Origin of the sequence: Pseudarthrobacter sp. LMD1-1-1.1 (genome assembly GCF_040676255.1) — a bacterium.
GTDB lineage: Bacteria > Actinomycetota > Actinomycetes > Actinomycetales > Micrococcaceae > Arthrobacter.
Window position 1 is genome coordinate 911537 of the sequence record NZ_JBEGHP010000001.1, and the last position, 14692, is coordinate 926228.

A 14692-nucleotide genomic window follows, 5' to 3' on the forward strand; every position below is an offset into this window, starting at 1 on the left:
CATGATCCGATTCGAAAATGTCACCAAGGTTTACGACCAGAAAGCCCGACCGGCACTGGATTCCGTCAATCTTGAGATCGACCGCGGCGAATTCGCCTTCCTCGTGGGTGCTTCCGGTTCCGGGAAGTCCACCTTCCTCCGGCTGGTGTTGAAGGAAGACCGCGCCACCTCCGGTGCCGTGTACGTCGCTGGCCAGAATGTCGCCAAGATTTCCAGCTGGCGTGTTCCCCGCCTCCGGCGCGGCATCGGCGTCGTCTTCCAGGACTTCCGGCTCCTGCCGCAGAAGAACGTGTTCGCCAATGTGGCGTTCGCCATGCAGGTCATCGGCAAGAGCCGCAGCGTGATCCGCGACACCGTCCCCGAGGTCCTCAAAACAGTAGGGCTCGAAGGCAAGGAACACCGCATGCCGCACGAGCTGTCCGGCGGCGAGCAGCAGCGCGTTGCCATTGCGCGCGCCGTGGTCAACCGGCCCGGAATCCTCCTCGCGGACGAACCGACAGGAAACCTTGACCCCACCACCTCCATGGGAATCATGGGCGTGCTGGACAAGATCAACCAGAACGGAACCACGGTGGTGATGGCCACCCACGACGACGACATCGTCAACGAGATGCGCAAGCGGGTGGTGGAACTCAAGAACGGCGTGGTGATCCGCGACGAAGCCAGGGCCTTGTACACCTCGATGATCCCCGTCGTCGGCCAGTCCCGGCGGCTGAAGGACGCCAGCGGCCGGGAAGCGCCCGACGCCGGTCTTCCGGGCAACGGTGCCGAAGGGGAGGCCCAGCGGTGAGGCTCGCATTCATTCTTTCCGAGATTGGCAGCGGCCTGCGCCGCAACCTTTCCATGGTGGTCTCAGTCATCCTGGTCACGTTCGTGTCCCTCACATTCGTGGGCGCGGCCGGCATGCTGCAGATGCAGATCAACCAGATGAAGGGCTATTGGTACGACAAGGTCCAGGTGGCCATCTTCCTTTGCAGCGAAGGTTCGACGGCGCCGGGTTGCGCCTCGGGGCCCGTCACCCCTGAGCAGCAACAGGGCTTGAACGCGCTCCTGGAGTCACCGGCCGTGGCGCAGTACATCAATGACTTCCAGTTCGAGTCCAAGGATGAGGCCTACAAGCACTTCAAGGACCAGTTCTCCAACTCGCCCATCGTTGATTCCGTGACGCCGGACCAGTTGCCGGCATCGTTCCGGATCAATATGAAGGACCCGGAGAAGTACCAGATCATCAGCGAGACCTTCTCCTCCCAGCCAGGCGTGGAAACGGTGATTGACCAGCGCCAGCTGCTCGAGCGTCTCTTCTCGGTGATGAACGGGGCTTCCCTGGTGGCAGTGGGCATCGCAGGTGTGATGATCGTCTGCGCGATCCTGCTGATCGCCACCACCATCAGGCTCTCTGCATTCAGCAGGCGCAGGGAAACCGGAATCATGCGGCTTGTCGGTGCATCCAAGACCGTCATCCAGTTGCCGTTCATCCTCGAGGGCGTCATAGCGGCGGTCATCGGTGCAGCCCTGGCCTCGGGCACCCTGTGGGCAGTGGCCCAGTTCTTCCTGGGTGACTACATGTCCCGCCAGTACCCTGACACGGCCTTCATCTCCTCCGGCCAGACCCTGATCCTCGCACCGGCGCTGCTGGTCCTTGGCGGATCCTTGGCAGGAATTTCGTCTCTCTTGACCTTACGCAGATATTTGCGCGTTTAGGCTGTGCACACCGACCGAGGAATGCCCATGAACGTAACTGATCAGACCTTGCACCGCCCCCGGCACAGCCGCGGGCGGACCGCTGCCCGCCGTTTGGGGATCGTCAGCGGCGTCCTCACCATCATCCTTTCCGCCGGGATGGCCGTTGCGACACCCGTCGCTTTCGCAGACGACCTCGAAGACCGCAAGGCTGCGCTCGAGGCTGAGGCTGCGCGTGTCCAGGCGTCCCTGGAGTTCGTCGATTCCCGGATTGCCAAGGCCGCCGGTGACCTGGTGATCTACCAGGGCCAGTTGCCGGGTGCCCAACAGGCGCTGCTTGAAGCCCAGGGGCGGGTCGCCGGCGCGGTCAAGGAAGTCGAAGCACTGTCGGCCCGCGTGGACATGGCCCAGCAGAACAAAGCCAAGATCACCCAGCAGCTGGAAACAGACAAGCAAAAGATCGCGGACACCAAAAAACTGATCGGGCAGATCGCCACCCAGGCCTACAAGTCCGGCGGCGTTCCCTCCAACCTATCGCTCTTCTTCGGTTCCAACAGCGGCAGCAGCCTGACCGAAACCATGGACCTCGCGGACCAGGCCATGCGCAGCCAAAACGCTGCCATGGACAAGCTCAGCCAGCAGAATGCCACCAACGTCAACTCCGAAGCACGGCTTCAGGCCGTCGAAGCGGAGATCAAGGACCTTAAGGCCAAAGCAGACGCCGCGCTGGAGCGGGAGAAAGCGGCCCGCGATGAGGCTGCGGCCAAGAAGGCCCAGGTTGACCAGCTGATTGCCGATACCACCCGGCTCGATGCCCAGCTCCAGGCGGCCAAGCCCGGGATCCAGGCGCAGCTGGCCGGTGTCCAGGCCAACCAGAACCAGGTGGCCAACGAAATTGCTGAACGTGACCGCAAGGCCCGCGAGGCGTGGGAAGCAGAACAGCGCCGGCAGGCTGAGGCCGCAGCTGCAGCCGCTGCCGCCGCAGCCGCGGCAGCGAACCGCCCCGCCCCGCCCGTCCAGCCGTACGTACCGCCGGCGGCCGGCTCGCCGTCGGCCTTTGGCCTCCGCCATCCCTTTGACGGCAGCATTCCCATCACCTCCGGCTTTGGATACCGCACCACTCCGCCGGGAACGATCGACTTCTACGGCACCGGCGGCTACATGCATACCGGCATCGACTTCGGTGCCGCCTGCGGCACCCCCGTGTATGCGGCGGCTGCCGGGGAGGTCTTCAGCTCCGGGTGGAACTCCGCCGACGGTGGCGGGTGGCGCGTCAAGATCGATCATGGCGTGATGCAAGGCAACACCCTGACCACCATCTACTACCACAACTCGAGCATCGTGGTTTCAAACGGGCAGCGGGTCTCGCAGGGCCAGCTGATCGCGTACTCGGGCAGCACCGGCAACTCCACCGGCTGCCACGCCCACTTCGAAACCTGGCTCAACGGCAGGGCTGTGGACCCCATGGGTCTGCTCTAGGGGACAAGCGCCGCTGCCGTAGACTTGTATAGCTTCGGGCCAAAGGCCCGGAAGCATCCGACCTGAACCCGAGGAGTTTTCCCGTGCCTAAAGAAAGTGGCCGTAAGGTGGTGGCCACCAACCGCAAGGCCCGGCACGACTATCACGTGCTGGACACTTACGAGGCCGGCATCGCACTGATGGGCACCGAGGTGAAGTCCCTGCGCGAGGGCCACGCCTCGATGGTGGACGGATTCTGCACGTTCTACAAGGACGAACTGTGGATGGAAGCGATCCACATTCCCGAGTACAACCAGGGCAGCTGGACCAACCACGCTGCGCGCCGCCGCCGTAAGCTGCTGCTGCACCGCGAGGAGCTCATCAAGATTTCCCGCAAGGTCCAGGAAGCCGGTTACACCATCGTGCCGCTCCAGCTGTACTTTGTGGACGGCCGGGCCAAGGTGGAAATCGCGGTGGCCCGCGGTAAGCGTGAGTATGACAAGCGGCAGACGCTGCGGGAACAGCAGGACAACCGTGAGGCCCAGCGCGAGATGCGCGAACGCAACCGCCGCCGCTAGGAATTATTTCGGCAGGGCGTGCGTTAGTATGGATAGTCCGGCAGGCTTGCCAGCCGGTTTGGTAACAAAATACGGGGATGATCGGTTTCGACGGTGTTAGTCGCGACAGGTGAAGCGGGCCGAGGATGCAGAATTATCTCGTAAACGCTTTCTGCAAACCAATAAGTGCCGAATCTAAGCGCACTGACTTCGCTCTTGCTGCCTAAGCAGTAAGACAGTCCGTCAGCCCGGGGTTGCTATCGCCCCGGATCCTGGCGTCATTTAGATAGCCACTGCTGTTTGCTCCCGTCATCGGAGTAAACGGGACTTTTAGATGGCTGGGCCCGGATCAGCCAGCTGTTTGCGGCATGGCTGGGGCCGAGAAAATCCGACGCAAACTGCGCCCGGAGAAGCCCTGACAACACGACATCGGACGGGGGTTCAATTCCCCCCATCTCCACCCCGGCGGGCCGGACATCCACAGGATGTCCGGCCCGCTTCGTAAAACACCCCGGTCTTCGGACCGGGGTGTTTTTCTTTGCCCATGATCCACGTCCGGGCCAAAATGCTCTAGCGGGGTGGCCCGGCAGGCCGGTACCGTCCAGTCCATGCATAACGACCCGCCGCAACCGCCCACTGAAGTACTGGACGCCGGAACATGCTGGGACCTCCTGCACGGAGTGTCCGTCGGCCATCTGGCCGTGCTGGTGGACGGATATCCGGAAGTCTTCCCCGTCAACTACAAGGTGGATCAACAGTCGGTGATCTTCCGCACCGGGGAAGGAACCAAGCTGCGGGCCGCCGGGGGACCACTCGCCGTCGCGCTTGAAGCAGACGGCCATGACGACGTCCAGGCGTGGAGCGTGCTGGTCAAAGGCAAGGCCGTCATCCTGGAGCCGTCAGAGGAGCTCCTGTCCGGGGCGGGCCTCACGTTGTTTCCCTGGCAGGCCGGAGAAAAGGACCACTTTGTCCGAATCGTCCCCACTTCCGTCAGCGGCAGGCGCTTCACCATCAGGTCCCCGCTGACCTGGTGGAACCACGTGGGGCAACGTGCGGGCAGGGACACTGCGTAGCCGGCGGCGGGCCCATCGGCCCTTTGCTGAACGACTCCTTGCTGGTAGCACTGACCTATGATCGCGTCCCCCACCGCCGCCGCTGCCAAGCCTCCGTTCGACGCCGTCATTTTCGACTTGGAAGGGGTGGTCACCAACACGGCCCTGGTCCACCATGCCGCATGGAAGGACGCCTTCGACCGGATCCTGCAGGACCCGAGGATTCCATCCGGTACCAACCGTGCCCCGCTCAGCAGGTCGGACTACCTCACCTTCATCGATGGCATGCCCCGCGAGGAAGGCGTGGTGCGGTTCCTGGCAAGCAGGGGAGTGCATCTTGAAATAGGCCAGGAGGCAGATGAGGCCGGAACCTGGACCGGATTCGGCCTGGGCCGGTGGAAGAACGCCCTGTTCCTGGAACACCTCCAGCGGGATGGCGTCCAAAGCTACCCCGGAACGCTGCAACTGCTGCAACGGCTCGCACGCGCGGAGGTGCCAACGGCCGTCGTCACGTCAAGCCGGAACGCCGCGTCGGTTCTGGCGGCAGCGGGCATACAGGGCTTCTTCACCGTGGTGTTGGACGGAGCGGCGGCGGCACGTCTTGGGCTGCAGGGAAAGCCGGCACCTGACGCTTTCCTTGAGGCGGCAGCCAGGCTGGGAGTCGCTCCATCGCATGCCGTGGTGATTGAGGACTCCGCTGCAGGCGTTGAGGCAGGGCGGCGGGGCGGTTTTGGCCTCGTGGTGGGGATCGACCGCACCGGCAACCGCAGGCAGCTCGAAGCCGCGGGCGCCGGAACAGTCCTCAACGACGTGGGAGAGCTGGACCTGGGCCAGGTCATCGGCAATGCCTGGCACCTCGTGTTCGAAGGTTTCGACGCCGCCCACGAGGGACACCGGGAAGCCCTGACCACCCTTGGCAACGGTTACATGGGCGTCCGTGGGGCGGCGCCGGAGGGTGGTCCGTTCAGCTACGCAGGAATGTACCTCGCCGGCGTCTACAACCGTGTCAGGGCAAAGTCCGCCGACGAGATGCTGCTGGAAGAACACATGGTCAACGCACCCGACTGCCTTCCCCTTGATCTTCGCCTGCCCGGCCGGCAATGGTGGTCGGAAGGCGGCATGGCCGTGGTGCGCGAACGGAGGGTCCTGGACCTCAAGAGGGCGGTGCTGGAGCGAAGGCTGTTACTGGAGGGTCCGGACCGGCGGCGTATGGAAGTGGTACAGACCCGCTTTGCGTCCATGGCCGAACCCCACCTGCTGGCCCTTCAAACGGATATTACGGCACTGGGCTGGAGCGGAGCAGTTGAGGTCCGCAGCGGAATCAATGCCGGTGTCCGCAATGCCAACCTGCCCGAACGCGCCCAAGGATCCGATGTCCACCTGGCAGACAGGACAGCCCCGCCGTGCCCGGACCAGGACCTGCCCCCGGACGCCGCCTCCGTCGTCGAAGTTGAAACCACCCAAAGCCTGATCCGCATCGCCGCAGCCTACCGGACCCATGTTTCTCCTGGGGCGGCCGGAACCGAGGTGGGCAGGAAAGGGGCTTTCCACTTCCGGACCCTGCGGCTCTCCCTCGAGGCCGGTATCCCGGTCCAGATCACCAAGACGGTGGCGGTGGTGACGTCCCGCGACCGGGCCATCGCCTCGCCGGAAACGGGGGCCCGTGCGGTCCTTGAGCGTACCGGCGGAAACTTCGATGCATTGCTGGCGGCGCACGAGGAGGCATGGCGGCGCGAGCTCCGTCCGTTCCTGGTGGAGATTGACGCGCCGGTCCAGGTGCGGCTGGTCCTCAACCTGCACATCTTCCATCTCCTGCAGACATTGACACACCACACGGCTGAACTGGACGCCGGCGTTACCGCCCGCGGCCTGCACGGCGAGGGCTACCGAGGCCATGTCTTCTGGGATGAGCTGTTCGTCCTCCCGGTACTCACCTCAAGGACTCCCGATATTGCCCGCTCAGTGCTCGATTACCGGTGGCGCCGGCTTCCGGCGGCCCGGCACGCGGCTGCCACGGAGGGACTCGCAGGCGCGAAGTTCCCGTGGCAAAGCGGAAGTGACGGGACCGAAGAAACCCCAAAATGGCTGTACAACGACAGGTCCGGCAGGTGGGTGCGGGACCACTCGCACCTGCAGGTCCACTCCGGCCTGGCCGTGGCCTTCAATGCCTGGCAGTACTTCCAGGCCACGGGAAACAAGATCTGGCTCGTCCAGAAGGGGGCTGAGCTGGTCATCGAGGTTGCCCGGTTCTTCCACTCCCTGGCGGCCTACGACGACCACGGCGGCAGGTACCACCTGCGGGACGTGGTGGGACCGGACGAGTACCACACGGGCTATCCCGGCCGCGACAAACCCGGGCTGGATGACAATGCGTACACCAATGTCATGGCGGCCTGGGTCTGCTCGCAGGCAGCAGGCATCATGTCCTTCCTGCACGGCAGCGAGCGTGCCGGACTCATGGAACGCCTTGGAGTCAGCGAGGAGGAAACAGCCGGGTGGGCGCACATGGGAACCGCCATGTACGTGCCCTTTCACAGTGACGGCGTGATCAGCCAGTTCGAAGGCTACGGGAACTTGCAGGAACTCGACTGGGAACACTACCGGGACCGGTACGGCGACATTGAACGGCTGGACCTGATCCTCGAAGCTGAAGACGACGCAACCAACGGCTACAAACTGGCAAAGCAGGCGGATGTCCTGATGCTCCCGTACCTCCTGGGCCATGAAGGGTTGATCGCCATCCTCCAGCGGCTGCACTACGGCTTTACGCAGGAACAACTCAACCGGACCATCGAGTACTACCTGGCCCGGACGGCCCACGGGTCCACGCTGAGCCGGGTGGCACACGCCTCTGTCCTGGCAGGCCTGGATGCGGACCGGGCATGGGACAGCTTCCGGGAAGCGCTCGACGCTGACCTCGACGACACCCAGCACGGCACCACCCGCACGGGTATCCATTTAGGTGCGATGGCCGGAACCATCGACGTGGTCCAGCGCAGCTTTGCGGGGCTGCGGTTCAGCGGCGACACCATCCTGTTCGCTCCCAACCTGCCGACGGGGCTCCGTGCGGTAGCCTTTGAGGTCCTGTACCGGGGCCACCGCCTCCGGGTCAACCTTAAGGACGGGCACATGAGCATCGCTTCCGCACCCGGTGACGCCGGCCCCATCACAGTGCACGTGTCCGGCAATGATGTGGTCCTTCCACCCGGCCAGACCCGGCAGTTCCCCATACCTGCAAAGGATCCGGGGGTGGCGGCGTCATGAAGAGGCTGGGGATCCTCACCAGTGGGGGCGACTGCCCGGGGGTCAACGCGGTCATCCGGGGAGCCGTGCTGGGCGGGGACGTTGCGCACGGGTACGAATTCCTGGGGTTCCGGGATGGGTGGCGGGGTGTCCTGGAGCAGGACGTTGTTCCGTTGCCCCGGACAAGCGTCAGGGGGATCTCACGCCTGGGCGGGACCATCCTGGGCACGTCCAGGACCAACCCCCTGGCGGGTGGCGGGATCGATGGTGTGCGTGCCTGCTTCCGCCGCAACGGCCTCGATGGCCTGATTGCCATCGGGGGAGAGGGCACCCTGGCGGCGGCCCGCGAATTGTGCGGGCAGGGCATCAACGTGGTGGGGGTACCCAAGACCATCGACAACGACCTCGGTGCCACCGACTACACGTTCGGCTTTGATTCGGCTGTCCAGACTGCCACCGAGGCCATCGACCGCCTCCGGACCACAGGTGAATCGCACCACCGCTGCATGGTTGCGGAGGTCATGGGCCGCAATGCGGGCTGGATAGCACTGCATGCGGGAATGGCCTCCGGTGCGCACGCCATCCTGGTGCCCGAGCATCCCGTCTCCATGGACCAGGTTTGCTCATGGGTGGTCTCAGCCCGGGACCGCGGGCGGGCGCCCCTTGTCGTGGTGGCCGAGGCCTTCGCGCCCGAGGGCCACCCGGCCCCCTACGCTCCCCGCGGCCTGGATACCTTCGGACGGCCGCGCCTGGGAGGCATCGGACTGCTGCTGGAGGGGGAACTGCAGATGAGGACGGGCATCGAAACCCGCGCCACGGTCCTGGGCCACATCCAGCGCGGTGGCGAACCCACAGCCTTCGACCGTGTCCTGGCCACCCGGCTTGGCCTGGCCGCCGTCGAGTCCGCTGCGGCAGGACGGTGGGGCACCATGGTGTCGCTCCGGGGCACCGACATTGTCAACGTTGGCCTTGAGGAAGCGCTGGGGGCACTGAAGGTGGTGCCGGAGGCGCGCTACCAGGAAGCCGCTGTCCTGTTCGGCTGACTGTCGTCCGGCCGGACCCGCAGGACGGCGGATCCCGTAACCCTGTCGGCTGCCAGATCTTCCAAGGCCCGGTCCGCAGCCTCGAACGGGTAGGCCGTGGTGGTGATGGCCAGGGAAAGCCGGGCGGCGAGGGCCAGGAATTCCCGCCCGTCGGCCCGGGTGTTGGCTGTCACGCTGCGCACCTGGCGTTCGAAGAAGAGTTCCCTGCCGTAATCCAGGGAGGGGATGCCGCTCAGGTGGATCCCGGCGATGGCCAGGGTCCCGCCACGGTCCAGGGCACGCAGCGCGACCGGGACCAGGCCGCCCACCGGGGCGAACAGGATGGCAGCATCGAGCGGTACCGGCGGACTGTCGTAAGCGTCTCCCGCATACGCGGCTCCCAACTCCAGTGCGAGCTCCCGGGCACTTTCAGAACGCGTCATCACGAACACGGAGGCGCCCTGCTTGAGCGCGAGCTGGGCCGTGATGTGCGCAGAGCTGCCGAAGCCGTAGATGCCAAGGCGCCCGCCAACGGGCAGGGCGGCGCGCTTCAGGGCCCGGTATCCGATGATCCCGGAACAGAGCAGCGGCGCGGCCTGTTCGTCGGTGAAGACCGGGGGTAGCGGGTACGCAAAGTCCTCTGCGACAGTCATCTGCTCGGCATAGCCGCCGTCCCGGTCCCATCCGGTGAACACCGGTGCCACGCACAGATTCTCGTCGCCGCGGCGGCAGTAGTCGCAGCGGCCGCAGACACCGCCCAGCCATGCCACCCCGACCCTGTCACCGGGCCTGAAGCGGGAGCAGTCCGGCCCCGTTTCAATGACGACGCCGACTGCTTCGTGCCCGGGCACCACCTGCGGGTGCCGCGGAGGCAGGTCTCCCTCGGCGAGGTGGAGATCGGTGCGGCAAACGCCGCAGACGCTCACTTCCACCAGGATTTCACCGGCTGCCGGCCGGGGCGCGGCGCGGATCCCCTGTACCAGTGGACGGGTGGATATGGCGCCGGGCTCATTAACCCACCATGCGCGCACTGTTTCTCCTGCCCGGAGCCTGCAGGCCCGTGCCTCGCGGCGGCCCGCCTACTCGAAGCCGGCCCGGGTCGCGTCGTCCAGGGGGCTCTGCCACAAAAGTGGGGCGTTCATGGTGAAGCGCCGTCCCGTTACCGACTCCGGCGTGATGCGGATGAAATGCTCCTGCCCCACGCCCTGCCAAGGAAACAGGGCCCGCCGGATGTCATCAAGGTCAGGCCCTGTCGGCACTGTTTCAACGGCCTTGCCCTTGACTACGACGCTCCACGCAAGGCCGAACTGTGCGCTGACAGCATCTGCTTCCAGCGCCACGGTGGCGTCCGACTCGATGGCCTGCTGCTTGGTGCCGGCACCGGTCCGGAAAACCAGCGTTTGGCGGTCCACCTTGTAGTTGACGGGAAAGACGTCGGGATGGCCGTCGGCGATGACGGCCAGCCGCCCCACCCCGGTTTGGCCGAGGAGGGTCCAGCACTCTTCCGCATCGAGGATTTCCGGGACAGGTACGTTCGTGTTGTCAGTCATAGGCCACAGCGTAGGCAACTCTCCGGCATCCGGAAAGGGCATAAAGGCCCGGCGAAAAAGGGAGGACCTATGGCACTTGGGACCCGCCCGGCCCGGTGGGACGCTGTGGGATGCCTGCTGGGGCTGCACAGTCCGCGCAAGCCGCCCGGCATGCCACAGGGCCGGCCTTCAGCCTAAGGAGAATCCCATGAAAGCCCTCGTCTACGGCGGACCCGGGGAGAAGTCCTGGACCGACGTCCCGGACCCCAAGATCCAGCAACCTGGTGACGCCATCGTCAAAGTCGACACCACCACCATCTGCGGCACGGATCTGCACATCCTCAAAGGTGACGTTCCCGCCGTCGAACAGGGGCGCATCCTGGGCCATGAGGGCGTGGGAACCGTTGTGGAAACCGGTCCGTCCGTCGCCGGACTGAAGGTGAACGACCGCGTCATCATCTCCTGCATTAAATCCTGCGGCCACTGTGCGAACTGCAGGACGGGACTTTATTCGCACTGCCTGGGAGCCGAGGGCCAGGAAGGCACCGGCTGGATTTTCGGCCACCTGATCGACGGGACCCAGGCGGAGTATGTCCGGGTCCCCTACGCCGAAAACTCGCTGCACCTGCTGCCCGGGGGCGTCAGCGACGAGCAGGCGGTGATGCTGTCCGATATTCTTCCCACCGGGTTTGAAATCGGCGTCCAGTACGGTCGGGTGAAGCCAGGCGACACTGTGGCGGTGGTCGGTGCCGGGCCCGTGGGACTGGCGGCGATCACCACGGCCGGGCTCTATGGGGCGGCCACCGTCGTAGCCATTGACCTGGACGCCAACCGCCTCCTCAAGGCCACGGAGTTCGGCGCCACGGACACTGTTCTCTCGGGCAGCGCTGACTGGAAGGACCAGGTCATGGCCCTGACCGGAGGGCGCGGCGTCGACGTCGCCATCGAGGCCGTGGGCGTCCCTGCAACCTTTTCCATGTGCACCGGGATAGTGCGGCCCGGCGGATCTGTGGCCAACGTCGGGGTGCATGGAAAACCAGTGGAACTGCATCTGGAGAATCTATGGATCCAGAACATCAACATCAGCATGGGTTTGGTGAATACCAACACCACGCCCATGCTGCTCAGGCTCGTGGCGCAGGGGAAGATCAAGGCGGAGAAATTCGCCACGCACCACTTCGGCTTCGACCAGTTCCTCGACGCCTACGACACGTTCTCCCGGGCTGCCGAGACCAAGGCGCTCAAGGTGATCCTCACATCGTGACGTCCTGGCTGGAACTGCACAGGCCTGGCGGGAACTGCGGAGGGGCTGCCGGGACCTAGAGCCAGTCCGCGGAGAAGTCGACCGGCGGCCACCACCGCGTGCGCGACCGCACGGCAAAACGCCGCCCGGTGATGTCCGTGGGGGTAAGGGCCACCAGATGGTCCTTGATACCCGGCTCCCACGGTTCCCGGTCGGCATCGGCGTCCGGCAACGCCATCCGTTCCTCATCGAAGGGTTCCGGCCTGCCTTTGGCCACCACGCTCCAGACCTCCGTGGCGTACGGATTGAGCCCGTCCACTTCCAGGGCTGCAACTGCGCCACTGAGCAGGGCTCGCAGCTTGGTGCCCGGTGCCGTGCGGAACACCAGCGTTTCCCCGGCAACGGAAAAGTTCACCGGTAAGATCTCGGGCACGTCACCGTTGATGACTGCCAGCCGGCCGATGTAGGAGGACCGAAGATACCGCCAGCATTCGTCAGGATTCAACAGTTCGGTCCGGGACCCGGCAGGCGAATCAGTCATGCTACCGATCCTAGAGCCTGGACAGCAGCCGCGCACGGGTGGGCACAGGACCCGGCATGGCGCCCGGACGTCGGAACAGGAACGTCAACCCGCATCTCCTGAAGAGGGATTCGACCCCCACGCAGGCGGCGATGACGGCCGCGGTCAAGGCAAGCGGGTAGATCAGCGCGATGGGCAATGACTTCGAAATGGCCGGCCCAACCGGCGACAAAGGGCCGTGGAAAGCCAGCACAAGGAAATCCATGATGGGCGTGTGCAGGAGGTAGATGCCAAGCGTGCGCCGCCCAATCCACGACCCTGCCACCGCAATGGGCCGGTACCTGGTGACCGCACTGATCACCGCTACCAGTGCAATGACAGCGGCCAATCCCTGAACTATGAAGACGGCCTGATCGAGTCCGGGGTGGATCTCCGGCAGCGCCATCAGGGCAACGAAGGCCGGGAGTGACACAGCGAGACAGCGCAGCCTGCGGGCGCCCGCGATGTTTAGGAAGATGTTCTTTCCGTAGACACCGGCGGCGAAGAAGACCGCAAGCTCCGGGACTTTGCCCCACTGGCCGGCGGTGCTGTCTACCAGTACGGCGGTGATGATGCTCAGGGCTGCAAGAGCGGCCAGGACCACCGACGACGGGAGTTTCCTGCAGAGGGCCAGCAGCGGGACGTAGACGGCCAGGGCGTAAATGAACCAGAGGGGAGTGTCCGGGGCGATGAGCTGCAGGAAGAAATCGCCGGCAGAGACAACCCGCTGCGGCCGCGGCGAACCCGCCAGGACGATGCTGAGCAGTGCATAGAGAAGCAGCCATACGGCGTACAGGTAGTAGTTGTTCAGGCTGTACTTCCACGCCCTGCCGTTCCCGAACCCGTTGCGGACCTTGGAGGCGGCAAGGATTCCGGAGACGGCAAGGAGCAGCGGCATGCGGACCGAGCCAAGTCCGGTTGCCACCATGTCCCAGAAGGTGAACGCAACGCTGGCCTCGTGCTCGAAGCGGAGGAAGTGCCACAACCCAACGTGGAAGAGCACCACCGCGACGACGCACAGGCCCCGTGCCGCATCAATCCATTCGACGCGGACCTTTGCCGGCTGCTCCGCAACGGCTGGTCCGTGGTTCCCCCGTGACATTGCCCCAAGCTAACAGCGACGAAAGCGGTATTTCTCTACTTGATGGAATATTGAGGGCGTCGAGGGTACCCCCTCGCAAAGTGCAGCGCTGCCCCGGCACCGTTCACCGAAGGCGTAGCCGGCGCGGGACTGGATTCGTGCCCTGCATCGTTGACTTCCGTAAGGCCCCTGAGGGCACCCGACCGCCGAGAGCGGAACTGAATCCGGAGGTGCGCCATGGAACAGGCGCAGGAACCCATGCCAGCGGATACAGGCGACGTCCTGGACTCCTACTCGCAGACGGTGATGCGCGTCGCGGCAGCAGTCACGCCCCACGTCGCAGCCATTGAAATGACGGCGCAGCGCCGCAACGGACGGGTCAGGGTGGGCGCGGGCTCCGCGGTCCTCTTCACCGAGGACGGCTACCTGCTCACAAACTCCCACGTGGTGGCCGGCACCCGGCAAGGCTTCGCGGTCTTTGGCGACGGCAGCAGGATGGAGCTGGAACTGGTGGGCGCGGACCCGTTGTCAGACCTTGCCGTGGTGAAAGGTTCGCGGCCCGGAATCCGGCCTGCAGAGTTCGGCGCGGCGGAATCGCTCCGGGTGGGCCAACTGGTGGTCGCAGTGGGAAACCCGCTGGGACTGGCCGGTTCGGTGACCGCGGGGGTGGTCAGCGGCCTGGGCAGGGCCATTCCGGTTTGGTCGGGCGGTAACCGGCGGGTCATCGAGGACGTCATCCAGACAGACGCGGCCCTGAACCCCGGAAACTCCGGCGGTGCGCTGGCGGACACCCACGCCAGGATCGTGGGCATCAACACTGCCGTGGCCGGAGCCGGATTGGGGCTGGCGATCCCGATCAACGCCACCACACGCAGGATCATCTCCGCTCTGCTGTCAGACGGGAGGGTGCGCCGCGCGTACCTGGGCCTGGTGAGCACCCCGATGCAGCTCGGATCCAGCGCCGTGATCCGCACCGGACTGCGCGAAGGTCTCCGCGTCGTTGAGGTTCTGCCCGGTTCGCCCGCAGGCAAGGCAGGCCTGTTGGCAGGGGACGTCATCGTCACAGCCCGCGGCCGTCCCGTCAGCAACGCCGAGAGCCTGCAGCGCCTGCTGTTCGCCGATGCCATCGGCCGCCCCCTCGACCTGGCCGTGCTGCGGGACGGCGCCGAGCTTCACCTGACGGCTGTTCCGGAGGAAATGACGGCCAACGGCGCTGGATAAGGGTCGACGGCGGCCCGGCACCGTGGGCGGGCACGTCCGGAAGGCGA

The 14692-nt window shown here is 65.3% G+C and carries 13 protein-coding genes and 1 other RNA gene; 10 read left to right on the forward strand and 4 right to left on the reverse strand.

The genetic code is table 11. The annotated features are described in order from the left end of the window. Window position 1 precedes the first annotated feature (1 nt). The 8 genes from ftsE (at window position 2) to MRBLMD1_RS04430 (ending at window position 9033) form a co-directional block, all read left to right on the forward strand. Window positions 2-790, forward strand: coding sequence for a cell division ATP-binding protein FtsE (gene ftsE, locus MRBLMD1_RS04395; RefSeq protein WP_159631593.1), 789 nt, complete (start codon window positions 2-4; stop codon window positions 788-790). Then, entirely contained in the window at window positions 787-1701 is a 915-nt protein-coding gene (gene ftsX, locus MRBLMD1_RS04400) for a permease-like cell division protein FtsX (RefSeq protein ID WP_224026502.1), read from the forward strand. Before ftsE ends, ftsX begins: the two co-directional genes overlap by 4 nt. A gap of 27 nt (window positions 1702-1728) precedes the next feature. Next, window positions 1729-3159 (forward strand): peptidoglycan DD-metalloendopeptidase family protein, encoded by a 1431-nt coding sequence (locus MRBLMD1_RS04405; RefSeq protein WP_364397742.1) that lies wholly within the window; start codon window positions 1729-1731, stop codon window positions 3157-3159. 83 nt (window positions 3160-3242) lie between these two features. Next, window positions 3243-3716: an SsrA-binding protein SmpB gene (gene smpB, locus MRBLMD1_RS04410; RefSeq protein ID WP_364397744.1), complete on the forward strand. Its 474-nt coding sequence runs from the start codon at window positions 3243-3245 to the stop codon at window positions 3714-3716. A 73-nt stretch (window positions 3717-3789) separates the two neighbouring features. Further along, window positions 3790-4158: a transfer-messenger RNA gene (ssrA, locus tag MRBLMD1_RS04415) on the forward strand. Window positions 4159-4303: 145 nt separating this feature from the next. Then, window positions 4304-4768 (forward strand): pyridoxamine 5'-phosphate oxidase family protein, encoded by a 465-nt coding sequence (locus MRBLMD1_RS04420; protein ID WP_364397746.1) that lies wholly within the window; start codon window positions 4304-4306, stop codon window positions 4766-4768. 57 nt (window positions 4769-4825) lie between these two features. Continuing rightward, window positions 4826-8011: an HAD-IA family hydrolase gene (locus MRBLMD1_RS04425; RefSeq protein ID WP_364397748.1), complete on the forward strand. Its 3186-nt coding sequence runs from the start codon at window positions 4826-4828 to the stop codon at window positions 8009-8011. After that, complete coding sequence (locus MRBLMD1_RS04430; RefSeq protein WP_364397750.1) at window positions 8008-9033, forward strand: ATP-dependent 6-phosphofructokinase; 1026 nt, start codon at window positions 8008-8010, stop codon at window positions 9031-9033. Before MRBLMD1_RS04425 ends, MRBLMD1_RS04430 begins: the two co-directional genes overlap by 4 nt. Here the strand turns inward: MRBLMD1_RS04430 and MRBLMD1_RS04435 are convergent. Together MRBLMD1_RS04435 and MRBLMD1_RS04440 are read right to left on the reverse strand one after the other, a co-directional pair. Continuing rightward, window positions 9003-10043 carry a zinc-dependent alcohol dehydrogenase family protein gene (locus MRBLMD1_RS04435; protein ID WP_364397752.1) on the reverse strand — a complete coding sequence of 347 codons (1041 nt, stop codon included), beginning with the start codon at window positions 10041-10043 and terminating at the stop codon, window positions 9003-9005. The two genes, MRBLMD1_RS04430 and MRBLMD1_RS04435, sit on opposite strands and share 31 nt — an antisense overlap. 48 nt (window positions 10044-10091) lie before the next feature. Continuing rightward, window positions 10092-10562 carry a pyridoxamine 5'-phosphate oxidase family protein gene (locus MRBLMD1_RS04440; RefSeq protein WP_224026497.1) on the reverse strand — a complete coding sequence of 157 codons (471 nt, stop codon included), beginning with the start codon at window positions 10560-10562 and terminating at the stop codon, window positions 10092-10094. Window positions 10563-10749: 187 nt separating this feature from the next. Between MRBLMD1_RS04440 and MRBLMD1_RS04445 the strand changes: the two genes are divergently transcribed. Next, window positions 10750-11805 carry a zinc-dependent alcohol dehydrogenase family protein gene (locus MRBLMD1_RS04445; protein ID WP_364397755.1) on the forward strand — a complete coding sequence of 352 codons (1056 nt, stop codon included), beginning with the start codon at window positions 10750-10752 and terminating at the stop codon, window positions 11803-11805. 55 nt (window positions 11806-11860) lie between these two features. Here the strand turns inward: MRBLMD1_RS04445 and MRBLMD1_RS04450 are convergent, their stop codons facing one another. After that, complete coding sequence (locus tag MRBLMD1_RS04450) at window positions 11861-12325, reverse strand: pyridoxamine 5'-phosphate oxidase family protein (protein WP_364397757.1); 465 nt, start codon at window positions 12323-12325, stop codon at window positions 11861-11863. A 10-nt stretch (window positions 12326-12335) separates the two neighbouring features. Beyond that, complete coding sequence (locus tag MRBLMD1_RS04455) at window positions 12336-13445, reverse strand: acyltransferase (RefSeq protein WP_364397759.1); 1110 nt, start codon at window positions 13443-13445, stop codon at window positions 12336-12338. 216 nt (window positions 13446-13661) lie between these two features. Here MRBLMD1_RS04455 and MRBLMD1_RS04460 point away from each other — a divergent pair, with 216 nt between their 5' ends. After that, window positions 13662-14645, forward strand: a complete 984-nt coding sequence (locus MRBLMD1_RS04460) for a S1C family serine protease (RefSeq protein WP_159631604.1) — start codon at window positions 13662-13664, stop codon at window positions 14643-14645. The last annotated feature ends 47 nt before the right edge of the window (window positions 14646-14692 follow it).

Bases quoted from the DNA above. Each gene is read 5' to 3' on its own strand.
- MRBLMD1_RS04425 (WP_364397748.1), top strand. From the start codon at position 4,826: ATGATCGCGTCCCCCACCGCCGCCGCTGCCAAGCCTCCGTTCGACGCC.
- MRBLMD1_RS04450 (WP_364397757.1), bottom strand. From the start codon at position 12,325: ATGACTGATTCGCCTGCCGGGTCCCGGACCGAACTGTTGAATCCTGAC.
- MRBLMD1_RS04455 (WP_364397759.1), bottom strand. From the start codon at position 13,445: ATGTCACGGGGGAACCACGGACCAGCCGTTGCGGAGCAGCCGGCAAAG.
- MRBLMD1_RS04430 (WP_364397750.1), top strand. From the start codon at position 8,008: ATGAAGAGGCTGGGGATCCTCACCAGTGGGGGCGACTGCCCGGGGGTC.
- MRBLMD1_RS04460 (WP_159631604.1), top strand. From the start codon at position 13,662: ATGGAACAGGCGCAGGAACCCATGCCAGCGGATACAGGCGACGTCCTG.
- MRBLMD1_RS04440 (WP_224026497.1), bottom strand. From the start codon at position 10,562: ATGACTGACAACACGAACGTACCTGTCCCGGAAATCCTCGATGCGGAA.
- MRBLMD1_RS04405 (WP_364397742.1), top strand. From the start codon at position 1,729: ATGAACGTAACTGATCAGACCTTGCACCGCCCCCGGCACAGCCGCGGG.
- ftsE (WP_159631593.1), top strand. From the start codon at position 2: ATGATCCGATTCGAAAATGTCACCAAGGTTTACGACCAGAAAGCCCGA.
- MRBLMD1_RS04420 (WP_364397746.1), top strand. From the start codon at position 4,304: ATGCATAACGACCCGCCGCAACCGCCCACTGAAGTACTGGACGCCGGA.
- MRBLMD1_RS04445 (WP_364397755.1), top strand. From the start codon at position 10,750: ATGAAAGCCCTCGTCTACGGCGGACCCGGGGAGAAGTCCTGGACCGAC.